This window comes from Tenacibaculum adriaticum (genome assembly GCF_008124875.1).
Taxonomy (GTDB): Bacteria; Bacteroidota; Bacteroidia; order Flavobacteriales; family Flavobacteriaceae; genus Polaribacter; species Polaribacter adriaticus.
Map to the genome: position 1 here is coordinate 225,062 of NZ_VNIA01000003.1, position 20,806 is coordinate 245,867.

General features: G+C 32.0%; 30 protein-coding genes and 2 tRNA genes. 31 read left to right on the forward strand and 1 reads right to left on the reverse strand.

Features of this window, described 5'->3' with window-relative positions; translation table 11 throughout:
• Nucleotides 1–8 precede the first annotated feature (8 nt).
• The 27 genes from rpmC (at nucleotide 9) to C7447_RS10150 (ending at nucleotide 17,137) form a co-directional block, all read left to right on the forward strand.
• Nucleotides 9–200: a 50S ribosomal protein L29 gene (gene rpmC / locus C7447_RS10020; protein WP_148870381.1), complete on the forward strand. Its 192-nt coding sequence runs from the start codon at nucleotides 9–11 to the stop codon at nucleotides 198–200.
• 18 nt (nucleotides 201–218) lie between these two features.
• A complete protein-coding gene (rpsQ, locus tag C7447_RS10025; protein ID WP_148870382.1) occupies nucleotides 219–476 on the forward strand; it encodes a 30S ribosomal protein S17 in 258 nt (85 codons plus the stop codon).
• Between the two features lies 1 nt (nucleotide 477).
• Complete coding sequence (gene rplN / locus C7447_RS10030) at nucleotides 478–846, forward strand: 50S ribosomal protein L14 (protein WP_148870383.1); 369 nt, start codon at nucleotides 478–480, stop codon at nucleotides 844–846.
• Nucleotides 847–859: 13 nt separating this feature from the next.
• Complete coding sequence (gene rplX / locus C7447_RS10035; protein ID WP_148870384.1) at nucleotides 860–1,168, forward strand: 50S ribosomal protein L24; 309 nt, start codon at nucleotides 860–862, stop codon at nucleotides 1,166–1,168.
• 2 nt (nucleotides 1,169–1,170) lie between these two features.
• On the forward strand, nucleotides 1,171–1,722 hold the full coding sequence (rplE, locus tag C7447_RS10040; RefSeq protein ID WP_148870385.1) for a 50S ribosomal protein L5: 552 nt from the start codon (nucleotides 1,171–1,173) through the stop codon (nucleotides 1,720–1,722).
• A gap of 2 nt (nucleotides 1,723–1,724) precedes the next feature.
• The gene (rpsN, locus tag C7447_RS10045) at nucleotides 1,725–1,994 is read left to right on the forward strand and encodes a 30S ribosomal protein S14 (protein WP_148870386.1); all 270 of its coding nucleotides are present in this window, start codon (nucleotides 1,725–1,727) and stop codon (nucleotides 1,992–1,994) included.
• Nucleotides 1,995–2,378: 384 nt separating this feature from the next.
• A complete protein-coding gene (gene rpsH / locus C7447_RS10050) occupies nucleotides 2,379–2,777 on the forward strand; it encodes a 30S ribosomal protein S8 (protein WP_148870387.1) in 399 nt (132 codons plus the stop codon).
• Nucleotides 2,778–2,792: 15 nt separating this feature from the next.
• Entirely contained in the window at nucleotides 2,793–3,338 is a 546-nt protein-coding gene (gene rplF / locus C7447_RS10055) for a 50S ribosomal protein L6 (RefSeq protein ID WP_148870388.1), read from the forward strand.
• Nucleotides 3,339–3,352: 14 nt separating this feature from the next.
• The gene (rplR, locus tag C7447_RS10060) at nucleotides 3,353–3,703 is read left to right on the forward strand and encodes a 50S ribosomal protein L18 (RefSeq protein WP_148870389.1); all 351 of its coding nucleotides are present in this window, start codon (nucleotides 3,353–3,355) and stop codon (nucleotides 3,701–3,703) included.
• Nucleotides 3,704–3,711: 8 nt separating this feature from the next.
• The gene (rpsE, locus tag C7447_RS10065) at nucleotides 3,712–4,236 is read left to right on the forward strand and encodes a 30S ribosomal protein S5 (RefSeq protein ID WP_148870390.1); all 525 of its coding nucleotides are present in this window, start codon (nucleotides 3,712–3,714) and stop codon (nucleotides 4,234–4,236) included.
• Nucleotides 4,237–4,247: 11 nt separating this feature from the next.
• Nucleotides 4,248–4,430, forward strand: a complete 183-nt coding sequence (rpmD, locus tag C7447_RS10070; RefSeq protein ID WP_148870391.1) for a 50S ribosomal protein L30 — start codon at nucleotides 4,248–4,250, stop codon at nucleotides 4,428–4,430.
• Nucleotides 4,431–4,444: 14 nt separating this feature from the next.
• Entirely contained in the window at nucleotides 4,445–4,894 is a 450-nt protein-coding gene (gene rplO / locus C7447_RS10075) for a 50S ribosomal protein L15 (protein WP_148870392.1), read from the forward strand.
• Between the two features lie 13 nt (nucleotides 4,895–4,907).
• On the forward strand, nucleotides 4,908–6,230 hold the full coding sequence (secY, locus tag C7447_RS10080; RefSeq protein ID WP_148870658.1) for a preprotein translocase subunit SecY: 1,323 nt from the start codon (nucleotides 4,908–4,910) through the stop codon (nucleotides 6,228–6,230).
• Between the two features lies 1 nt (nucleotide 6,231).
• On the forward strand, nucleotides 6,232–6,447 hold the full coding sequence (infA, locus tag C7447_RS10085) for a translation initiation factor IF-1 (RefSeq protein WP_004568721.1): 216 nt from the start codon (nucleotides 6,232–6,234) through the stop codon (nucleotides 6,445–6,447).
• Nucleotides 6,448–6,459: 12 nt separating this feature from the next.
• The gene (gene ykgO, locus C7447_RS10090) at nucleotides 6,460–6,576 is read left to right on the forward strand and encodes a type B 50S ribosomal protein L36 (protein WP_010181906.1); all 117 of its coding nucleotides are present in this window, start codon (nucleotides 6,460–6,462) and stop codon (nucleotides 6,574–6,576) included.
• 2 nt (nucleotides 6,577–6,578) lie between these two features.
• Complete coding sequence (gene rpsM / locus C7447_RS10095; RefSeq protein WP_148870393.1) at nucleotides 6,579–6,944, forward strand: 30S ribosomal protein S13; 366 nt, start codon at nucleotides 6,579–6,581, stop codon at nucleotides 6,942–6,944.
• Nucleotides 6,945–6,977: 33 nt separating this feature from the next.
• Nucleotides 6,978–7,364, forward strand: a complete 387-nt coding sequence (gene rpsK, locus C7447_RS10100; protein ID WP_068703467.1) for a 30S ribosomal protein S11 — start codon at nucleotides 6,978–6,980, stop codon at nucleotides 7,362–7,364.
• Between the two features lie 82 nt (nucleotides 7,365–7,446).
• Complete coding sequence (gene rpsD / locus C7447_RS10105) at nucleotides 7,447–8,052, forward strand: 30S ribosomal protein S4 (RefSeq protein WP_148870394.1); 606 nt, start codon at nucleotides 7,447–7,449, stop codon at nucleotides 8,050–8,052.
• 16 nt (nucleotides 8,053–8,068) lie between these two features.
• Nucleotides 8,069–9,061, forward strand: coding sequence for a DNA-directed RNA polymerase subunit alpha (locus tag C7447_RS10110; protein ID WP_148870395.1), 993 nt, complete (start codon nucleotides 8,069–8,071; stop codon nucleotides 9,059–9,061).
• A gap of 59 nt (nucleotides 9,062–9,120) precedes the next feature.
• The gene (gene rplQ, locus C7447_RS10115; RefSeq protein WP_148870396.1) at nucleotides 9,121–9,597 is read left to right on the forward strand and encodes a 50S ribosomal protein L17; all 477 of its coding nucleotides are present in this window, start codon (nucleotides 9,121–9,123) and stop codon (nucleotides 9,595–9,597) included.
• Nucleotides 9,598–9,664: 67 nt separating this feature from the next.
• The gene (locus tag C7447_RS10120) at nucleotides 9,665–10,345 is read left to right on the forward strand and encodes a hypothetical protein (protein WP_148870397.1); all 681 of its coding nucleotides are present in this window, start codon (nucleotides 9,665–9,667) and stop codon (nucleotides 10,343–10,345) included.
• 72 nt (nucleotides 10,346–10,417) lie between these two features.
• Entirely contained in the window at nucleotides 10,418–11,533 is a 1,116-nt protein-coding gene (gene carA, locus C7447_RS10125) for a glutamine-hydrolyzing carbamoyl-phosphate synthase small subunit (RefSeq protein WP_148870398.1), read from the forward strand.
• Nucleotides 11,534–11,661: 128 nt separating this feature from the next.
• Entirely contained in the window at nucleotides 11,662–12,948 is a 1,287-nt protein-coding gene (gene eno / locus C7447_RS10130; RefSeq protein ID WP_148870399.1) for a phosphopyruvate hydratase, read from the forward strand.
• 189 nt (nucleotides 12,949–13,137) lie between these two features.
• Nucleotides 13,138–14,424: a citrate synthase gene (locus C7447_RS10135; RefSeq protein WP_148870400.1), complete on the forward strand. Its 1,287-nt coding sequence runs from the start codon at nucleotides 13,138–13,140 to the stop codon at nucleotides 14,422–14,424.
• A gap of 93 nt (nucleotides 14,425–14,517) precedes the next feature.
• Nucleotides 14,518–15,432: a dimethylarginine dimethylaminohydrolase family protein gene (locus C7447_RS10140; RefSeq protein ID WP_148870401.1), complete on the forward strand. Its 915-nt coding sequence runs from the start codon at nucleotides 14,518–14,520 to the stop codon at nucleotides 15,430–15,432.
• Entirely contained in the window at nucleotides 15,433–16,368 is a 936-nt protein-coding gene (ctlX, locus tag C7447_RS10145) for a citrulline utilization hydrolase CtlX (RefSeq protein WP_148870402.1), read from the forward strand.
• Nucleotides 16,369–16,474: 106 nt separating this feature from the next.
• Nucleotides 16,475–17,137: a PrsW family glutamic-type intramembrane protease gene (locus C7447_RS10150; RefSeq protein ID WP_148870403.1), complete on the forward strand. Its 663-nt coding sequence runs from the start codon at nucleotides 16,475–16,477 to the stop codon at nucleotides 17,135–17,137.
• Between the two features lie 43 nt (nucleotides 17,138–17,180).
• Here the strand turns inward: C7447_RS10150 and pafA are convergent, their stop codons facing one another.
• Complete coding sequence (gene pafA, locus C7447_RS10155; protein WP_148870404.1) at nucleotides 17,181–18,818, reverse strand: alkaline phosphatase PafA; 1,638 nt, start codon at nucleotides 18,816–18,818, stop codon at nucleotides 17,181–17,183.
• Between the two features lie 146 nt (nucleotides 18,819–18,964).
• Between pafA and C7447_RS10160 the strand changes: the two genes are divergently transcribed.
• From C7447_RS10160 to C7447_RS10175, 4 genes are all read left to right on the forward strand, one after another.
• Nucleotides 18,965–19,705, forward strand: coding sequence for an MlaE family ABC transporter permease (locus tag C7447_RS10160; protein WP_148870405.1), 741 nt, complete (start codon nucleotides 18,965–18,967; stop codon nucleotides 19,703–19,705).
• 2 nt (nucleotides 19,706–19,707) lie between these two features.
• Entirely contained in the window at nucleotides 19,708–20,472 is a 765-nt protein-coding gene (locus C7447_RS10165; protein WP_148870406.1) for an ABC transporter ATP-binding protein, read from the forward strand.
• A gap of 127 nt (nucleotides 20,473–20,599) precedes the next feature.
• Nucleotides 20,600–20,672, forward strand: a tRNA-Lys gene (locus tag C7447_RS10170).
• 43 nt (nucleotides 20,673–20,715) lie between these two features.
• A tRNA-Tyr gene (locus tag C7447_RS10175) sits at nucleotides 20,716–20,798 on the forward strand.
• Nucleotides 20,799–20,806 lie beyond the last annotated feature (8 nt).

Sequence of the window (20,806 nt, forward strand, 5' to 3'; positions counted from 1 at the left end):
TATATATAATGAAACAATCAGAAATTAAAGAATTATCAATAGCTGACTTACAAGAGAAGTTAGGTACGTTGAAGAAAAATTATACGGATCTTAAGATGGCTCACGCCATAACTCCATTGGAAAACCCATTAGAGATTAAAAGCTTAAGAAAAACTGTGGCAAGAATTGCTACAGAATTAACTAAAAGAGAATTACAATAATTCTAGTCAGTTTTAAAGATGGAAAGAAGAAATCTTAGAAAAGAAAGAATAGGTGTTGTATCAAGTAACAAGATGGAAAAATCTATCGTTGTTAATGAGGTAAACAGAGTAAAGCACCCAATGTACGGTAAGTTCGTTTTAAAAACGAAAAAGTACGTTGCTCATGACGAGAATAATGATTGCAACATCGGAGATACAGTAAAGATCATGGAAACAAGACCTTTAAGTAAATCTAAGCGTTGGAGATTAGTAGAAATCCTAGAAAGAGCGAAATAATATGTTACAGACAGAATCAAGATTAAAAGTAGCTGATAACACTGGAGCAAAAGAAGTTTTAGTGATTAGAGTTTTAGGAGGAACAAAAAAGCGTTACGCTAGTGTTGGAGATAAAATTGTTGTTACAGTAAAAGCAGCAACTCCAAATGGAAGTGTAAAAAAAGGACAAGTTTCTAGAGCTGTTGTTGTTCGTACAAAGAAGGAAGTTAGACGTAAAGACGGGTCTTATATTAGATTTGACGACAATGCATGTGTACTTTTAAATCCTACAGAGGAAATGAGAGGAACTCGTGTATTTGGTCCTGTAGCTCGTGAATTACGTGAGAAACAATTTATGAAGATCGTATCATTGGCACCTGAAGTGCTTTAATATTGTATTTAAGATGAAGAAGTTCAAAATCAAATCAGGAGATACTGTTAAAGTAATAGCAGGAGATCATAAAGGATCTGAAGGAAAGGTTTTACAAATTCTTAAAGAAAAAGATAGAGTTGTAGTAGAAGGTGTTAATATGGTATCTAAACACACCAAACCAAGTGCTGCAAATCCACAAGGAGGAATTGTAAAAAAAGAAGCTCCATTACACATATCAAACGTTGCTTTAGTTGAAAACGGTGAAGCAGTTAGAGTTGGTTATAAAGTAGAAGGAGATAAGAAAGTGAGATTTTCAAAAAAATCAGATAAAGCAATATAACCATGAGTTACGTACCAAGATTAAAAGAGGAGTACAAGAGCAGAGTTATCAAAGCTCTTACTGATGAATTTGGTTATAGCAATGTAATGCAAGTGCCTAAATTACAAAAAATCGTTGTAAGTAAAGGTGTTGGAGCAGCTATAGCAGATAAGAAATTAATAGAATATGCTATTGACGAGTTAACTACAATTACAGGTCAAAAAGCAGTATCAACTATTTCTAAGAAAGACGTTGCTAACTTCAAATTACGTAAAGGGATGCCAATTGGTGCTAAAGTTACGTTAAGAGGTGATAAAATGTACGAGTTTTTAGATAGATTAGTTACTGCATCTTTACCACGTGTAAGAGATTTTAACGGAATCAAAGCTAATGGTTTTGATGGTAGAGGTAATTACAATTTAGGAATTACCGAACAAATCATCTATCCAGAAATTAATATTGATCAAGTGAAAAAAATTAGTGGTATGGATATTACTTTTGTAACATCTGCAGATACTGATAAAGAAGCTAAATCATTATTAGGAGAATTAGGTTTACCATTTAAAAAGAATTAAAGATGGCTAAAGAATCAATGAAAGCGCGTGAGCGTAAAAGAGCAAAAATGGTTGCTAAATATGCTGAAAAAAGAAAAGCTTTAAAAGAAGCTGGAGATTATGAAGCATTACAAAAGTTACCAAAAAACGCATCACCAATTAGAACACACAATCGTTGTAAACTAACTGGACGTCCTAAAGGATATATGCGTCAGTTCGGATTATCACGTGTAACATTCCGTGAAATGGCTAATCAAGGATTAATTCCTGGTGTAAAAAAAGCTAGCTGGTAAGGCAAGATAATTATTTTTATAAATTTATAAGGTTGTGTTCTTCGAACACGACCTTTTTTGTTTTTTAACTTTATAAGTAGGCTATAAAATGCTTATAAAAAGCTAAATAATATTACTTAAAATAACAGTGAAAATCAAAATAAACAAAACACTTTGATTTTCAAAAAGTTTACGTATATTTGCACACTGTTTTTGGAGGGTAATTATGCCTTGTTGTCAATGACTTACAGAGTTTTAATATTTTGTAAAAACTGTAACAATGTAAAAATCAACTATTAAAAACAAAAAAAACAAATATTAACTGGTTTAAGGTTTAATGATTACGGATGTTATCCGTAGGGAAAATAGAAATCATTAAAAACCAAAACCGCAATTTAATTTTTTATGTATACAGATCCAATCGCGGATTTTCTTACTCGAGTTAGAAATGCAGTGGCTGCAAATCACCGAGTAGTTGAAATTCCTGCTTCAAAATTGAAGAAGGAAATGACGAAAATTTTGTTTGATCAAGGTTACATTTTAAGTTATCAGTTTATTGAAGATAAAGTTCAAGGAACGATTAAGATAGCTTTAAAATACGATCGAGACACAAAAGAGTCAGTTATTAGAAAGATTCAAAGAATCTCTACACCAGGTTTACGTAAATACGTTGGCGCTAAGGAAATGCCAAGAGTATTAAACGGTCTTGGTGTTGCAATCGTATCAACATCTAGAGGAGTGATGACTAACAAGAAAGCACGTCAAGAGAATGTTGGAGGAGAAGTTTTATGTTACGTTTATTAATCAACAATTTGTAAAATGAGTAGAATAGGAAAAAATCCAATCGCATTACCACAAGGTGTTGAATTTAAAGTAGACGGAAACGTGGTTACAGTAAAAGGAAAATTAGGTGAATTAACTCAAGAGTTAAAATCTGATATTACTGTAAAGGAAGAAGATGGTAATATTGTAGTTGAAAGACCATCAGATAGTAAACCTCATAGAGCAGCACATGGTTTGTACCGTGCTTTAATAGCTAATATGGTAGAAGGTGTTACTAATGGTTTTACTAAACAATTAGAATTAGTAGGTGTAGGTTATAGAGCATCTAATCAAGGTCAGAAATTAGATCTAGCTTTAGGTTATTCGCATAACATATTATTAGAAATAGCTCCAGAAGTTAAGGTTGAAACTGTATCTGAAAAAGGTAAGAATCCAATCGTTAAGTTATCTTCATTTGATAAGCAATTAGTAGGTCAAGTTGCAGCAAAGATCCGTTCTTTCCGTGCTCCAGAACCATACAAAGGAAAAGGAGTTAAGTTCGTAGGAGAAGTATTAAGAAGAAAAGCAGGTAAATCTGCATAATAATATTTAGTGTTATGGCATTATCAAAGCTTGAAAGAAGACAACGTATTAAGTATAGAATTAGAAAGATTGTTACGGGAACAGCAGAAAAACCAAGATTATCGGTTTTTAGAAGTAACAAAGAAATCTATGCTCAATTAATAAATGATGTAGACGGAGTAACAATTGCTGCGACATCATCAAGAGATAAAGAAATTACATCTAGTTCTAAAGCAGAAACTGCAGCAGCAGTTGGAAAGGCAATTGCTGAAAAAGCGACTAAAGCTGGAGTAGATACTATTGCTTTTGATAGAAACGGGTATTTATACCACGGTCGAGTTAAAGTATTAGCAGATGCTGCAAGAGAAGCTGGTTTAAAATTTTAAGAAATTATATTATGTTAGGATATAAAAACGTAGAAAGAGTAAAACCAAGCGGATTAGAGCTTGTAGATAAATTAGTAGGCGTACAACGTGTAACGAAAGTAACTAAAGGGGGTAGAGCATTTGGTTTCTCTGCAATCGTAGTAGTTGGTGACGGAAACGGTGTTGTAGGTCATGGTTTAGGGAAATCTAAAGATGTAGCATCAGCGATTGCAAAAGCAATTGAAGACGCTAAGAAAAATTTAGTTCGTATTCCTATTATAGACGGAACATTACCTCACGAGCAAAAAGGTAAGTTTGGTGGAGCAAAAGTTTTCATTAAGCCTGCTTCTCATGGTACCGGAGTTATTGCTGGTGGTGCTGTACGTGCGGTATTAGAGTCTGTTGGTATACACGACGTATTATCAAAATCTCAAGGATCATCTAACCCTCATAACGTAGTTAAAGCAACTTTTGATGCTTTGTTACAATTACGTAGTGCAGCAACTATTGCTAAGCAAAGAGGTATTTCTTTAGAGAGAGTTTTTAACGGATAAAATTTAAGACGATGAAAAAAATTAAAGTTACACAAGTAAAAAGTAAAATCGGTCGCCTTAAAAATCAAAAAAGAACGTTAGAGGCGTTAGGTTTACGTAGAATGAACCAAACTGTAGAGCACGAAGCAACGCCTACAATTTTGGGAATGGTAAATACAGTTAAACACTTAGTTTCTTTTGAAGAAACTAAATAAGACATTTATATAAGATGAATTTACATAACTTAAAACCAGCTGAAGGTTCTGTTAAAAGCGGAAAAAGAATAGCAAGAGGTGAAGGATCTGGAAAAGGTGGTACTGCAACAAGAGGACACAATGGTCAAAAAGCACGTTCGGGTTATTCTCGTAAAATTGGATTTGAAGGTGGGCAAATGCCTCTTCAAAGACGTGTGCCTAAGTTTGGTTTCACAAACATAAACCGTAAGGAGTATGTTGGTATTAACTTAGACAAATTACAAGAATTAGTTGACAACGGAAGGATTACTGATACAGTAAATATGGAAGTTTTAATTGAAAACAGATTAGCTCGCAAAAACGAATTAATAAAAATATTAGGACGTGGAGAGTTGAAAGCTAAATTAAATATAACCATACATAAATATACTGCAACAGCAAAAGCGGCTATCGAAGCAGCTGGAGGAGAAGCAGTAACATTATAAGAAATTGTAAATGATGAATTTTATAAATACTTTAAAAGACATTTGGAAGATTGAAGAGTTAAAGGAAAAATTACTTTTAACTTTAGGTTTAATTGCTGTTTATCGCTTTATGGCTTCTGTTCCATTACCAGGAATAGATCCAACACAGTTAACAGCATTAAAGGATCAAACCGGAGGAGGTCTTTTAGGTTTATTAAACGCATTTACAGGAGGGGCATTTGCACGAGCGTCAGTTATGGCTCTTGGTATAATGCCTTATATTTCTGCATCAATTGTAGTTCAATTAATGGGAATCGCGGTTCCTTATTTACAAAAACTACAAAAAGATGGAGAAAGTGGACGTAAAAAGATTACTCAAATTACAAGATGGTTAACAATTGCTATTACGTTAGTTCAAGGACCTACGTACATTACAGCAATTAAGACTCAGTTTGGTTTACCAGATTCGGCCTTTTTAGTTGGAGGAGCAACATTTTGGATTTCATCTATGATCATATTAACTGCCGGTACCATTTTTGCAATGTGGTTAGGAGAGCGTATTACAGACAAAGGAGTTGGTAATGGAATATCATTATTAATTACTGTAGGTATTTTAGCAAATTTTCCAGCTGCATTTATGCAAGAATTAGTTTCTAAAACAACTAATGCTGGTGGTGGTGGAATTATGATGATTTTAATCGAATTAATAGTTTGGTTTGTAGTAATCTTGTTAACTGTATTATTAGTTACCGCAGTACGTAAGGTGGCAGTTCAATACGCCCGACGTACAGCAGTTACAAACATTAAAGATGTAGATGGCGCAAGACAATATATTCCGTTAAAATTAAATGCAGCGGGAGTTATGCCAATTATCTTTGCTCAAGCTATTATGTTTTTACCAGTAGCTTTAGGACAAAAATATCCAGCTTTAAATAGTTTAACTGATAATTTCGGTTTATGGTACAATGTTATCTTTGCTCTTTTAATTATCATATTCAGTTATTTTTATACGGCGATTACAATCCCAACAAATAAAATGGCAGAAGATTTAAAAAGAAGTAATGGTTTTGTACCAGGATATAAACCAGGTGAAGAAACAGCTAACTTTTTAGATTCGGTATTATCTAGAATAACACTACCAGGATCTATCTTTTTAGCAGGATTATCAATTTTACCAGCATTTATTGTTAAGTTTGGGGTTGCTCAAAATTGGGCAATGTTTTATGGTGGTACTTCTTTAATCATTATGGTTGGAGTAGCAATTGATACTTTACAACAAATAAATTCATATTTATTAAATAGTCGTTACGACGGTTTAATGAAAACTGGTAACAGTAACAGAAAATCATTAAAATAATATGGCTAAGCAATCAGCAATTCAACAAGATGGAACCATAACAGAAGCGTTATCTAACGCAATGTTTCGTGTAGAATTAGAGAACGGACATATTGTTACGGCACACATTTCTGGTAAAATGCGTATGCATTATATAAAACTATTACCTGGAGACAAGGTAAAGTTAGAAATGAGTCCGTATGATTTATCAAAGGCAAGAATTACTTACAGATATTAAAAAACAAAACTGATGAAAGTAAGAGCATCATTAAAGAAAAGAAGTGCTGACTGCAAAATAGTACGCAGAAAAGGCAGATTATACGTAATTAACAAAAAGAATCCTAGATTTAAACAAAGACAAGGGTAGTTATGGCAAGAATCGCAGGTATAGATATTCCAAAGAATAAAAGAGGTGTAATCGCTTTAACATATATCTTTGGTATAGGAAACAGCAGAGCTAAAGAGATTTTAGCAAATGCAAAAATTGATGAGAGTATCAAAGTTCAAGATTGGACAGATGATCAAATTGCAGCAATTCGTGAGCAAGTTGGAACTTTCACTATTGAAGGAGAGTTACGCTCTGAAGTTCAATTAAGCATTAAGCGTTTAATGGACATCGGATGTCAAAGAGGTATTCGTCACAGACTTGGTTTACCATTAAGAGGTCAAAGAACGAAAAATAACTCTCGTACAAGAAAAGGTAAGAGAAAAACTGTAGCTAACAAGAAAAAATAATCATTGATTATTTTTTACTAATAGTAAAGAATTATGGCAAAGTCTAAAGTAACAAAAAAACGTAAAGTTGTAATAGAATCAGTTGGTGAAGCTCACGTAACTGCATCTTTCAACAATATTATTATTTCTTTAACAAACAAAAAAGGTGACGTTATTTCTTGGTCATCTGCCGGTAAAATGGGTTTTAGAGGTTCTAAAAAGAACACTCCATACGCAGCTCAATTAGCAGCAGAAGATTGTGCAAACGTTGCAAAAGAAGCAGGTTTACGTAAAGTAAAAGTGTACGTTAAAGGACCAGGTAACGGTAGAGAATCTGCAATCAGATCTATCCACAATGCAGGTATCGAAGTAACAGAAATTATCGATGTTACTCCAATTCCTCATAATGGATGTCGTCCACCTAAAAGAAGAAGAGTATAATTTATATTTTAACAAAAGTAGGATTTTAGATTATCGAAGGAGTTAGCCTTAATTCATAATCCCTACTTTAAATTAATTTGAAATGGCAAGATATACAGGACCAAAAACTAAAATTGCTCGTAAGTTTGGCGAAGCAATCTTCGGAGACGATAAGAACTTCGAAAAAAGGAATTACCCTCCAGGACAACATGGAGCAGGTAAAAGAAGAGGTAAAAAATCAGAATATGCTATCCAATTAATGGAAAAGCAAAAAGCTAAATATACTTATGGTATTTTAGAGCGTCAATTCCGTAATTTATTCAAGTCAGCTCAAGCTGCCGGAGGTATTACAGGTGAGGTTTTATTACAATATTGTGAGTCTCGTTTAGATAATGTTGTTTACCGTTTAAGTATAGCAAATTCACGTAGTGCTGCACGTCAGTTAGTATCTCACCGTCACATTACAGTAAATGGTGAAATAGTGAACATTCCATCATATAGATTAAAAGACGGAGATGTTGTTGCAGTAAGAGAAAAATCTAAATCTTTAGAAGCTATTGAAAATGCTTTAGCTGCTAATAGTAATGTTTACGAGTGGTTAACTTGGAACGCTGATCAAAAATCTGGGACTTTTGTTAAAGCTCCAGAAAGATTACAAATTCCAGAAAACATCAAAGAACAATTAATCGTAGAATTATATTCTAAATAATCCTGATAAACTTACTATGGCAATTTTAAATTTTCAAAAGCCCGACAAAGTAATAATGATAGAATCTACTGATTTTTCAGGTAGATTTGAATTCAGACCTTTAGAGCCAGGTTTCGGTTTAACCGTAGGTAATGCTTTAAGAAGAGTGTTGTTATCTTCGTTAGAAGGATTTGCCATTACATCATTAAGAGTTGACGGTGTAGAACACGAATTTTCAACAATTAAAGGTGTTGTAGAAGACGTTACTGAGATCATCCTAAATTTAAAACAAGTTCGTTTTAAAAAGCAAATCGAAGAGTCTGATAGAGAAACAGTATCTATTGCAATATCTGGACAAGAGCAATTAACTGCTGGAGATTTACAAAAATTCATTTCTGGTTTTCAAGTATTAAACCCAGATTTAGTTATTTGTAATTTAGACAAATCTGTCAAATTAAACGCAGAAATCACTATTGAAAAAGGTAGAGGTTTTGTGCCAGCAGAAGAGAACAAAAGAGCAGGTGCACCATTAGGAACAATTTTTACAGATTCTATTTACACTCCAATTAAGAATGTAAAATATGCTGTTGAAAACTTTCGTGTAGAGCAAAAGACTGATTATGAAAAATTAGTTTTTGATATCGATACTGATGGTTCAATCAATCCTAAAGATGCGTTAACAGAAGCAGCAAAAATTTTAATCCACCACTTTATGTTATTTTCAGATGAGAGAATTACATTAGAGGCAGATGAAATTGCACAAACTGAAACATACGATGAAGAGTCATTGCATATGCGTCAGTTATTAAAGACGAAATTAGTAGATATGGATTTATCTGTTCGTGCTTTAAACTGTTTAAAAGCTGCAGAAGTTGATACATTAGGAGATTTAGTATCTTTTAATAAAAGTGACTTAATGAAATTTAGAAATTTTGGTAAAAAATCATTAACTGAACTAGATGAGTTAGTGGCTAATAAAAACCTAAATTTTGGAATGGATTTAAGTAAGTACAAATTAGATAGAGATTAATCTTTCATAATTTGCTCCTCAAAGAGAGTTGAGCAAGATGAAAGCACAAAACAAAGGTCATGAGACACGGAAAGAAATTTAACCATTTAGGAAGACAAACAGCACATAGAAAAGCAATGTTAGCAAACATGGCTTGTTCTTTAATCGAGCACAAACGTATCAATACAACTGTTGCTAAAGCGAAAGCCTTACGTCAGTATGTTGAGCCTTTAATTACAAAATCAAAGGCGGATACAACTCATAATCGTCGTACTGTATTTAGTTATTTACGTAACAAGTATGCAGTTACGGAGTTATTTAAAGAAATATCTGTAAAAGTTGCTGACAGACCAGGGGGTTATGTTCGTATCATTAAATTAGGAAATCGTCAAGGAGATAATGCTCCTATGGCAATGGTAGAATTAGTTGATTACAACGAATTATACAATCCTAAAGGAGATAAAGCTAAAAAATCTACTCGTCGTAGCCGACGTGGTGGAGCTAAAAAAGCTGACACAATTCCTGCAGTTGATGTTGCAACTCAAGAAGAGGAATAAATTTAAAAAAGGTGTTTGATTTTCAAACACCTTTTTTTATATTAGTGCTAAATTTAAAAACCTTATTATGAAAAAAAACTTACTACTAATCGCTTTATTTTTTTGTGTAATCTCTTCCTATAGCCAAGGAACAAAAGCAATAACTACTGGACGAATTTATAAAGATATGATAGATACTGGTTTTTTTCGTAGTATTGTTCATCATGATAATAGAGTTGAAGGGACACCTTATTTATTTAAAAATTGGTTGAATAGTATGGCAATAACAGCAAGTGACGGGAAGAATTATACTATACCCAATTCTAATTATGATGCACTATCTGATTCTTTTGTAGCTGAGATCTCAAAAGATTCAGTATACCGCTTTAATGATTCTGGAGTTGATTATATTTTTTTGAAGGGAATTAAATATAAAAAATATAAGTTAGACGGAAAAAATAATTTCTATGCGATACTGTTTGATGGAGAAAGAATAAGTATGCTTAAAAGATATATTAGCGAGATTAAAGAAGGTAAGGTAAATCGAATGACGGGAGCAAAAATAACTAAAAATAAGTATATTTTAAAAGAAAAGTATTACGTATATAAAAATAGAAAGTTGACTAAAATAAAATTGAAAAAGAAACAAATTCTAAATTTACTAAAAGACAAAAAACAGAATGTAAAAAAATTTGTACTTAATAAAGATTTATCTTATAGTAAAGAAGAGGATATTCTTAAAATTTTTGAATACTATAATTCAATATAAAAGCAAAAGGATAAACGTTTTAGTTTATCCTTTTTTTTATATTATTTTTGTAAAACTTTTTTACACAACTAAATGAAATATCAAACTCAAAAAAAAGCATTAGTTTTATTAGCAGACGGCACCATTTTTTATGGAAAATCTATTGGAATAGAAGGTATAGCAACAGGTGAAATTTGTTTTAATACAGGTATGACTGGATATCAAGAGATTTTTACAGACCCTTCATACTTCGGACAATTAATGGTCGCTACCAATGCGCATATTGGTAATTATGGAGTTAATAAAAACGAAAATGAATCAGAAGGAATTAAAATATCAGGATTAATTTGTCGTAATTTTAGTTTTACACATTCTCGTGTAGATTCTGATGGAAATTTAAAAGATTGGTTTCAAGAAAATAATATTGTAGCTATATCAGATGTTGATACAAGAGCATTGGTTTCTTATATTAGAGATAATGGAGCTATGAATGCTATTATTTCAACTCAAACAAATAATATTGATGCTCTAAAAGAACAACTTGCTAAAACGCCTAACATGGAAGGTTTAGAGTTAGCTTCTAAAGTATCTACTAAAGAACCATATTTTATAGGAAATGAAAATGCTACTTATAAAATTGCAGCATTAGATATTGGAATAAAGAAGAATATCCTCCGCAATTTTGTAAAGAGAGACGCTTATATAAAAGTATTTCCTTATGACGCTAAATTTGAAGAATTAGAAGCATGGAATCCTGATGGATATTTTATTTCCAATGGACCTGGTGATCCAGAGCCTTTGGAAGACGCTCAAAACTTAGCCAAAGAAATTATTAAGAGAAATTTACCTCTTTTCGGGATTTGTCTAGGGCATCAAGTGATTGCATTAGCAAACGGAATTTCTACATACAAAATGCATAATGGTCATCGTGGAATTAATCATCCTGTAAAGAACTTAATTACAGGAAAGGGAGAAATTACTTCACAAAATCACGGTTTCGCAATCAATAGAGAAGAAACTGAAGCCCATGCAGATATAGAGATTACACATGTTCATTTAAATGATCATACGGTAGCGGGTATTAGAATGAAAGATAAAAATGTATTTTCTGTTCAATACCATCCAGAAGCAAGTCCTGGTCCACACGATGCTGAGTATTTATTCGATCAGTTTATAGAGAATATTAAAAAAGTACAAGTAGAAGCTTAAAATAAAATCCCGCATTGCGGGATTTTATTTTTTGAAATCGTTTTCGCAAAATCATATAAAAATTAATTATAAAGATAGCTGTATTTCGTAAATTGGCTAACCAAAAAACAAACTAAAAATATAGAATTATGAGTATGATTATCAATATTCACGCACGTCAAATTTTTGATTCACGAGGAAATCCAACTGTTGAAGTAGATGTAACTACAGAAAATGGTGTTTTAGGTAGAGCAGCAGTTCCATCTGGTGCGTCTACAGGAGAACATGAAGCTGTTGAATTACGCGACGGAGGAAAAGCTTATATGGGTAAAGGCGTTTTAAAAGCAGTTGATAATGTAAACTCAGTAATTGCACAAGAATTGTTAGGTGTATCTGTTTTTGAACAAAACATGATTGATCAGTTAATGATTGATTTAGATGGAACTCCTAATAAATCAAAACTAGGAGCAAATGCTATTCTAGGAGTTTCATTAGCATGTGCAAAAGCCGCAGCAAATGAATTAGGAATGCCTTTGTATCGTTATGTAGGTGGAGTTTCAGCGAATACTTTACCTGTTCCTATGATGAATATTATTAATGGAGGATCACATTCTGATGCGCCGATTGCTTTTCAAGAGTTTATGGTAATGCCTGTAAAAGCTAAAAACTTTACGCAAGCAATGCAAATGGGGTCAGAAATTTTTCATCACCTAAAAAAAGTGTTACACGATCGTAACTTATCTACAGCAGTTGGAGATGAAGGAGGTTTTGCACCAACTTTAGAAGGAACTGAAGATGCATTAGATACAATTGCGTTAGCAGTTAAAAACGCGGGGTATAAATTAGGGGATGAAATTATGATTGCTTTAGATTGTGCAGCAGCAGAATTCTATGTGGATGGTAAGTATGATTACACAAAGTTTGAAGGAGCTAAAGGAAAAATACGTTCGAGTAAAGAACAAGCAGACTATTTAGCTGAATTAGCAGAAAAATATCCAATTATATCTATTGAAGATGGCATGGATGAAAATGATTGGGATGGATGGAAATACTTAACTGAAAAAGCAGGTGATAAAGTACAGTTGGTTGGTGATGATCTATTTGTAACAAATGTAGAACGTTTATCAAGAGGAATTGAAAATGGAATTGCAAATTCAATCTTAATTAAAGTAAACCAAATTGGTACGTTAACAGAAACGATAGCTGCAGTTAATATGGCTCACAATGCAGGCTACACATCTGTAATGAGTCACCGCTCTGGAGAAACAGAAGATAATACAATTGCCGATTTAGCGGTAGCGTTAAATACAGGGCAAATTAAAACAGGTTCTGCTTCACGTTCAGATAGAATGGCTAAGTATAATCAATTATTAAGAATAGAAGAAGAGTTGGATAATATTGCTTATTATCCACAAGAAAAAGCTTTTAAAATTTAATTTTTTCGCTTCAATATTATAAAAGAAAACCTTGTAAGTAAAATTACAAGTTTTTTTGTTTTTTATCATATTTATAATAAAGAAAAGGTATTTTTATATATTAAAAATCTATAAGATACTATTTTCTAAATAGTACAAAAAATGGTATCTTCGTGCTTCACTGAAATAAATAAAAATTAAGATATAAAAATGTCAGATATAGCAAAACTACAGATAGGTGAAAACACTTATGAATTCCCTCTAGTTAAAGGAACTGAGAATGAAGTTGCCATCGATATAAAAACACTTCGAGGAGCGACTAATGGAGTAATTACAATCGATCCAGGATATAAGAATACAGGATCTTGCGAAAGTGCAATCACATTTTTAGATGGAGAAAAAGGAATTTTACGTTACCGTGGTTATGCTATTGAAGAATTGGCAGAAAAAGCAGATTTTTTAGAGGTAGCATATGCTTTAATTTTTGGTGAATTACCGACGAAAGAACAATTAGATAAGTTTCATGAAGATATCATGAAACAATCGGTTGTTGATGATGATGTAAAAAAGATTTTAGATGCGTTTCCTAAAAATGCACACCCAATGGGAGTTTTATCTTCATTAACATCGGCATTAACAGCGTTTAATCCTTCTTCAGTTAATGTAGATTCAGAGGAAGAAATGTATAATGCTATTGTTAAAATAATGGGTAAATTCCCAGTTTTAGTAGCTTGGACAATGCGTAAGAAACAAGGTTTACCTTTAAATTACGGATCGAAAAAATTAGGTTATGTAGAAAACGTATTAAAAATGATGTTCGAACAACCTAATGAAGAATATACACAAAACCCTGTTTTAGTAAATGCTTTAGACAAATTATTAATTTTACATGCAGATCACGAACAAAACTGTTCTACTTCAACAGTGAGAATTGTTGGGTCATCTCATGCAGGTTTATTCGCATCTTTATCAGCTGGTATTTCTGCACTTTGGGGGCCACTTCATGGTGGAGCTAACCAAGCAGTGTTAGAAATGTTAGAAGCTATTAAGGAAGATGGAGGAGATACTAAAAAATATATGGGTAAGGCAAAGGATAAAGAAGATCCTTTCCGTTTGATGGGATTTGGACATAGAGTTTATAAAAACTTTGATCCACGTGCAAAAATTATTAAGGTTGCTGCAGATGAAGTTTTAGCTGAATTAGGAGTGAAAGACCCAATTTTAAATGTAGCTAAAGGATTAGAGCAAGAGGCATTAAATGATGATTATTTCGTGAAAAGAAAATTATATCCTAATGTAGATTTTTATTCAGGTATTATTTATAGAGCCATGGGTATTCCTGTAGAAATGTTTACTGTAATGTTTGCTTTAGGTCGTTTACCAGGATGGATTGCTCAATGGAGAGAAATGCGTTTACGTAAAGAACCAATTGGTCGTCCAAGACAAGTTTACATTGGCGAAAATGTTCGTCCGTTTGTAAACATCAATAAAAGATAAATTTTATTAAAATGATAATTAGTCATTTTGAGTGAAACGAAAAATCTCAATACGATTTTTCAATTCTTTCAAAATGACTTTTTTTTGATATATATGTTAAAACTCAACGTTAAAAACGAAACTTCTAGGTTAAGGGCTGTCGTTTTAGGAACAGCAAAAAGTAATGGTCCAACCCCTACGGTAGAGGAAGCATACGACCCCAAATCTTTAGAACATATTCTAGCAGGAACATATCCAATAGAGGCAGATATGATTAAGGAAATGGAAGCCGTAGCTAAGGTGTTTGAAAAATATGGTGTAGAAGTTTATAGACCTCAAATAATCGAAAATTGCAATCAAATATTTGCAAGAGATATTGCTTTCGTAATAGATGATATTTTTATTAAAGCTAACATCTTACCAAATAGAGAAGAAGAGTTAGAAGCAATTCAATATGTTATCGATAAAATTGATCCTAAAAAAGTAGTTAGACCTCCGGAAGAAGTACATATTGAAGGAGGAGATGTAATGCTTTGGAACGATCATATATTTATAGGAACTTATAAAGGAAGTGATTATAAAAATTACATCACAGCCAGAACCAACATGGAAGGTGTAAATTTTATAAAAGAATTGTTTCCTAATAAAATTGTTAAAGAATTCGATTTGGTTAAATCGAAAATAGAACCTAGAGATAATGCATTGCATTTAGACTGTTGTTTTCAACCAGTAGGTAAAAACAAAGGAATTATTTATAAAAGTGGTTTTAGAGAAGAAAGTGATTATATTTATTTGGTAGATTTATTTGGTAAAGAAAATCTTTTTCATATTTCTAGAGATGAAATGTATTATATGAATAGTAATATATTTTCTATATCTGATGATGTAGTAATCTCTGAAAAAAACTTTACAAGACTAAATACTTGGTTGAGAGAACAAGGTTTTACTGTTGAAGAAGTTCCGTATGCAGAAATTTCAAAACAAGAAGGTTTATTACGTTGTTCAACTTTACCTTTAATAAGAGATTAGATGCATCAAACAACCAATACTATCTTAATGATTCGTCCAATTAATTTTAGGATGAACGAGCAAACAGCAGTTAATAATTATTATCAAAAAGTATTAGATAATTTATTACCAAGTACTGTAAACGCAAAAGCACAACAAGAGTTTGATGATTATGTTGAAAAACTGAAAAGTTTTGGAGTTAATGTAGTTGTGGTTTCCGATACTGAAGAGCATGATACACCAGATTCTATTTTTCCCAATAATTGGGTGTCTTTTCATCAAGATGGAACAGTAGCGCTCTATCCAATGTTTGCTGAAAATAGAAGATTAGAAAGAAGAGAGGATGTTTTAGAAGTTCTTGAAGAGAAAGGGTTTGTAATTGAAAATATTGTAGATTATACGTCTGCTGAAGAAGAAGGAATTTTTTTAGAAGGAACAGGAAGTTTGCTGTTAGACCGAATAAATAAAAAAGCTTATTGTGCACTTTCACCAAGAGCCGATGAAGATTTATTTATAGAGTTTTGTGAAGATTTTGAATATACTCCAGTAGTTTTTACAGCAAACCAAACAGTTAACGAAAAAAGGAAAGCGATATATCATACTAACGTAATGATGTGTTTGGCAGAAACTTTTGCGGTAGTTTGTTTAGCGTGTATCGATGATAAAAAAGAACGTAAAAACCTATTAAAACATCTTAAAGAAGATGGAAAAGAAGTTATTGATATAACGGAAGATCAAGTTAATAATTTTGCTGGAAACATGTTACAAGTTAGAGGTACTGATGATGAGCGTTTTTTAGTAATGAGTCAAGCGGCATTTAATAGCCTTACACAATCTCAGATTAGTCGAATAAATAAACATTGTAAAATCATTTCAAGTTCGTTAGATACTATTGAAGTATGTGGTGGAGGAAGTGCAAGGTGTATGATGGCGGAAGTTTTTCTTCCGAAGAAATAAACAATAAAAAAAATCCGCAATTGCGGATTTTTTTATTTCTAAATTTTTAAAAACACAAACTAGTTAAGATTAAACAATATTTTTAAAATTAGTGTATATTTCAAATATGAATTTACTCCTTTTAGCGGTTGCACCAGCAATGATAATTGTAGCTTATATTTATTTAAAAGATAAGTTTGAAAAAGAACCCATTAACTTTCTAATAAAGAATTTTGTTTTAGGAGCTATTGTAAGCATTTTAGTAACTATAATTTTAGGAGCTGTATTAAATGGGTATTTTATAGTGACAGACTCTAGAAATATTATACAAATTTTGGTAAAAGCTTTTGTTGTTGTTGGGTTTGTAGAAGAGTTTTCAAAATATATAATAGTACGCTATTATGCCCAAACTAATAAAGAATTTAACGAACCTTTTGATGGTATAGTATATGCAGTTATGGTGTCTATGGGGTTCGCGACATTAGAAAATGTATTGTATGTATTTCAATACGGAGCAGGAACTGGAATTATAAGAGCATTTACAGCAGTTCCAGCACATGCTACTTTTGCAATTTTGATGGGTTTTTTTATGGGAAAAGCTAAGTTTTCAAAAAATAAAAGGTTATTTAACCTCATTGGACTTTTATTAGCAATTCTTTTTCATGGAGCGTATGATTTCTTTTTATTCATTGATTTTGTTCCAGGAATTTCAGTAGGAGCATTTGTTTCACTTCTAACAGGCTTTTTTCTAGCAAATAAAGCGATTAATGTGCATCAAAAGGTGAAATAAATTTTGATGCACATTATAATTATGATAGTATTTACTGTATTTTTTATTCTAAAACTTCACCAATTATTTTTCCAGTATTTCCATTTGGAAATTCAATTTGTAATAAATTAGAAATAGTTGGAGCTATGTCTATAATTTCATATTTCTTTTTAGAACTCCCTTTTTTAATACCATTTCCGTAGAAAATCACAGGAATATGGGTGTCATATGAATAACCAGAACCATGCGTAGTTCCTTTTTTAGGATAGTTGATCGTAGACGGAGTAGGAACTAATAAAACATCACCCGAAAATTTTTGGTTGTACCCGTTTTGAAGCGTGTTTAAAATTCCAGTAGTAAAAGTGGTCGACTGCATAGTTTTAGCAGTAACTGATTTGTAAATTCCTTTATAATTAATAGCTGCGTCAGCTAAGGTTTGAGCAATTTCGTTAGCATTTAACTTTAATTGTGCTATTTTTTCTTTATTTAAAAAGATTTGAAAATTTGAAATATTTTCTATTAAATCACTCGATTTAAAATGTTCTTCAGTTACCCCATCCATAAACTCTTTAAATTTTTTATTACTGAAATAGCTGCCTGGTATTTTTACCGAATGTAAGTATGCAGGGACCTGTGTTGCTGCATGATCTGCAGTTAAGAACAGAGTGTAATTTCCTTTTCCTACTTGAGTGTCTAAAAAGTTAAAAAAACTTTCTAAATCTTTATCTAAACGTAAATAAGTATCTTCAATTTCTTTAGAAGCAACTCCAAATTGATGACCAACATAGTCGGTAGAAGAAAAACTTACGGCTAAAAAATCTGTATAGTTATTTTTTCCTAGATTTTCAGCAATAATGGCGGCTTTGGCAAAATCAGCAGTAATAGAGTTTCCCGCAGGTATAGCTTTTAAAATACTATAGTTGTTGTTTTTGCTTCTCAAAGTTGGAATGTTATGTGGAAAAACAGGCTTCTCCTCACCTTTAAAAGTTTCTTCAAAATTATTATCATCAGTAATACTTTCAGTATATGTTTTAATATCATATAAAGTCTCCCAAGGTTTGTTTAAATATTCATCGGCCTTCCCAGATTTATTAAATTCTTGAACCCATGTAGGTAAATCATTCATATAATATGAAGAGGAAATCCATTCACCTTTACTACCCCCATCAAACCAATATGCTGCATTTGCTGAATGACCTGCAGGTAAAATAGCAGAACGATCTTTAATGGCAATACCTATTGTTTTTCCGTTCATATTTTGTGCTAATCTAAGTTGATCAGTAATTGTTGTAGTTTGCAATCTATAAGGTGATTTTTTACCACCATCTGCTTCATTTCCCACAGTTTTGTAATTTTCATCATCAACACAGTATATAGATTTTTTTAAATATTTATCATACCAATTATTACCAATTATCCCATGGTTTGTAGGAGTTGTTCCTGTATAAATAGAAGTATGTCCTACAGCAGTGTATGTTGGAATGTAATTATAATGAGCATTCTCGAGAGAAAACCCATGTTTTAATAAACGTTTAAATCCGCCTTCTCCATATTTACTTTCAAATCTGATAAGGTAATCATAACGCATTTGGTCAACAACTATTCCAATAACTAACTTAGGTTTTACAACTGTTTTCTTTTCAATGGTACATCCAAAAATTAAAAAGAGAGAGAGAATAGCAAAAAGATACTTGGTTTTCATCTAGTTTGTGTTTAAAGAAAAATCAAAAGTAAAGATTTTCAACAGGAAAAACTCAAATTGTTTTCGGGTTAATGATTTTTTAATATGATAAACATTTTTATTCAAATGAATATTCTTACTACTTTAGCAAAACAAAAAGAAATTGGATGAATTATATCGAGCATATCGGTAAATATTTTATAATGTTGAAAGAGGTTTTTAAAAAGCCTCAAAGAGCTAGAGTTTTTCGTGAAGCTTTATTTAAAGAAATAGAAGAGTTGGGTATAAAATCTTTAGGGATTATTGCTTTTATATCATTTTTTATTGGAGGTGTAATAGCCTTGCAAACTGCATTAAATTTAGAAAGTCCTTTTATACCAAAATCACTTATCGGTTTTGCAGCTAAACGATCGGTTATATTAGAATTTGCACCTACATTTTGTTCAATTATTCTAGCAGGAAAAGTAGGGTCTTATATTACCTCGAGTATAGGCACAATGAGAGTTACAGAGCAAATAGATGCTTTAGAAATAATGGGGATAAACTCACTAAATTATTTAGTGTTGCCAAAAATTTTAGCTACAATTTTTTTCTATCCTTTTTTGGTTATTTTAGGAATGTTTTTAGGAATTTTTGGTGGATGGGTTGCTGGGGTTTTATCTGGGTTATTTTCTGGAGCAGATTTTATTATAGGTGTACAAACAGATTTTAATCCTTTTTTAATTACCTATGCTTTAATTAAAACAGTCGTTTTTGCTTTCTTAATAGCTACTGTTCCTTCATACCAAGGTTATTATGTAAAAGGAGGATCTTTAGAGGTAGGAAAAGCAAGTACACAATCAGTTGTTTGGACTACAGTAACTATAGTAATAGCTAATTATTTCTTAACCCAAATGTTGTTAACTTAATTATGATAGTTGTAAACGATATATATAAGAGTTTTGGAGATACTGAGGTTTTGAAAGGGATTTCTACAACTTTTGAAGTAGGTAAAACAAGTTTAATTATTGGGCAAAGTGGTGCCGGTAAAACGGTTTTTTTAAAATCATTACTTGGTTTACATACGCCAGAAAAAGGAACTATTGTTTATAATGGTAAAGTAAACACAGAAATGACCATTGAAGACAAAAGAGAGTTTCGTCAAGAACTTGGAATGGTTTTTCAAGGTAGTGCTCTATTTGATTCACAAACGGTTGAAGAAAATGTAATGTTTCCTCTAAAAATGTTTACGAAAAAGCCTTTTGCTGAAATGTTAGAAAGAGTAAATTTTGTACTGAAAAGAGTGAATTTAGAAAACTCTAACAAAAAATTTCCAGCAGAATTATCAGGAGGTATGCAAAAAAGAGTAGCCATTGCGAGAGCTATTGTAATGAATCCAAAATATTTGTTTTGTGATGAACCAAATTCAGGTTTAGATCCCAGCACTTCAATATTGATAGATAATTTAATTAAAGAGATTACGGAAGAGTATCAAATAACTACAGTAATTAATACGCACGATATGAATTCTGTTATGGAAATTGGAGATAAAATAGTTTTTTTAAAAGATGGATTAAAAGCATGGGAGGGAAGTAGTAAGGAAATTTTTAAAACAAATAACCAAGATGTGGTTGATTTTGTATATTCTTCTAACCTATTTAAAAAAGTTAGAGAAGCATATTTAAATGAAAATTAGCCCTAACTTATTGATTTGTAAAACACTGCTTTTTAATGATAAGAAAAGGTTAAAATAAATTTAAAAATATGCTTGTTTTTTTAAAATAAGGCTCTATATTTGCACCCGCTAACAGAAAAGGAATAATGACCTGGTAGCTCAGTTGGTAGAGCATCTCCCTTTTAAGGAGAGGGTCCTGGGTTCGAGCCCCAGCCCGGTCACTTTTAAGCTTCTCTAAAGAGGAGCTTTTTATTTGAAAATTTTGGGGAGATTCCAGAGCGGCCAAATGGGACGGACTGTAACTCCGTTGTCTTACGACTTCGCAGGTTCGAATCCTGCTCTCCCCACTACACAT

Bases quoted from the DNA above. Each gene is read 5' to 3' on its own strand.
- rpmC (WP_148870381.1), top strand. From the start codon at position 9: ATGAAACAATCAGAAATTAAAGAATTATCAATAGCTGACTTACAAGAG.
- C7447_RS10110 (WP_148870395.1), top strand. From the start codon at position 8,069: ATGGCAATTTTAAATTTTCAAAAGCCCGACAAAGTAATAATGATAGAA.
- ykgO (WP_010181906.1), top strand. From the start codon at position 6,460: ATGAAAGTAAGAGCATCATTAAAGAAAAGAAGTGCTGACTGCAAAATA.
- rplO (WP_148870392.1), top strand. From the start codon at position 4,445: ATGAATTTACATAACTTAAAACCAGCTGAAGGTTCTGTTAAAAGCGGA.
- rplF (WP_148870388.1), top strand. From the start codon at position 2,793: ATGAGTAGAATAGGAAAAAATCCAATCGCATTACCACAAGGTGTTGAA.
- rpsH (WP_148870387.1), top strand. From the start codon at position 2,379: ATGTATACAGATCCAATCGCGGATTTTCTTACTCGAGTTAGAAATGCA.
- rplR (WP_148870389.1), top strand. From the start codon at position 3,353: ATGGCATTATCAAAGCTTGAAAGAAGACAACGTATTAAGTATAGAATT.
- rplE (WP_148870385.1), top strand. From the start codon at position 1,171: ATGAGTTACGTACCAAGATTAAAAGAGGAGTACAAGAGCAGAGTTATC.
- carA (WP_148870398.1), top strand. From the start codon at position 10,418: ATGAAATATCAAACTCAAAAAAAAGCATTAGTTTTATTAGCAGACGGC.
- C7447_RS10150 (WP_148870403.1), top strand. From the start codon at position 16,475: ATGAATTTACTCCTTTTAGCGGTTGCACCAGCAATGATAATTGTAGCT.
- C7447_RS10160 (WP_148870405.1), top strand. From the start codon at position 18,965: ATGAATTATATCGAGCATATCGGTAAATATTTTATAATGTTGAAAGAG.
- C7447_RS10120 (WP_148870397.1), top strand. From the start codon at position 9,665: ATGAAAAAAAACTTACTACTAATCGCTTTATTTTTTTGTGTAATCTCT.
- C7447_RS10165 (WP_148870406.1), top strand. From the start codon at position 19,708: ATGATAGTTGTAAACGATATATATAAGAGTTTTGGAGATACTGAGGTT.
- rplQ (WP_148870396.1), top strand. From the start codon at position 9,121: ATGAGACACGGAAAGAAATTTAACCATTTAGGAAGACAAACAGCACAT.
- rpsQ (WP_148870382.1), top strand. From the start codon at position 219: ATGGAAAGAAGAAATCTTAGAAAAGAAAGAATAGGTGTTGTATCAAGT.
- ctlX (WP_148870402.1), top strand. From the start codon at position 15,433: ATGCATCAAACAACCAATACTATCTTAATGATTCGTCCAATTAATTTT.
- C7447_RS10140 (WP_148870401.1), top strand. From the start codon at position 14,518: ATGTTAAAACTCAACGTTAAAAACGAAACTTCTAGGTTAAGGGCTGTC.
- rpsM (WP_148870393.1), top strand. From the start codon at position 6,579: ATGGCAAGAATCGCAGGTATAGATATTCCAAAGAATAAAAGAGGTGTA.
- rpsD (WP_148870394.1), top strand. From the start codon at position 7,447: ATGGCAAGATATACAGGACCAAAAACTAAAATTGCTCGTAAGTTTGGC.
- pafA (WP_148870404.1), bottom strand. From the start codon at position 18,818: ATGAAAACCAAGTATCTTTTTGCTATTCTCTCTCTCTTTTTAATTTTT.
- rpmD (WP_148870391.1), top strand. From the start codon at position 4,248: ATGAAAAAAATTAAAGTTACACAAGTAAAAAGTAAAATCGGTCGCCTT.
- rplN (WP_148870383.1), top strand. From the start codon at position 478: ATGTTACAGACAGAATCAAGATTAAAAGTAGCTGATAACACTGGAGCA.
- infA (WP_004568721.1), top strand. From the start codon at position 6,232: ATGGCTAAGCAATCAGCAATTCAACAAGATGGAACCATAACAGAAGCG.
- C7447_RS10135 (WP_148870400.1), top strand. From the start codon at position 13,138: ATGTCAGATATAGCAAAACTACAGATAGGTGAAAACACTTATGAATTC.
- rpsN (WP_148870386.1), top strand. From the start codon at position 1,725: ATGGCTAAAGAATCAATGAAAGCGCGTGAGCGTAAAAGAGCAAAAATG.
- rplX (WP_148870384.1), top strand. From the start codon at position 860: ATGAAGAAGTTCAAAATCAAATCAGGAGATACTGTTAAAGTAATAGCA.
- eno (WP_148870399.1), top strand. From the start codon at position 11,662: ATGAGTATGATTATCAATATTCACGCACGTCAAATTTTTGATTCACGA.
- rpsK (WP_068703467.1), top strand. From the start codon at position 6,978: ATGGCAAAGTCTAAAGTAACAAAAAAACGTAAAGTTGTAATAGAATCA.
- secY (WP_148870658.1), top strand. From the start codon at position 4,908: ATGAATTTTATAAATACTTTAAAAGACATTTGGAAGATTGAAGAGTTA.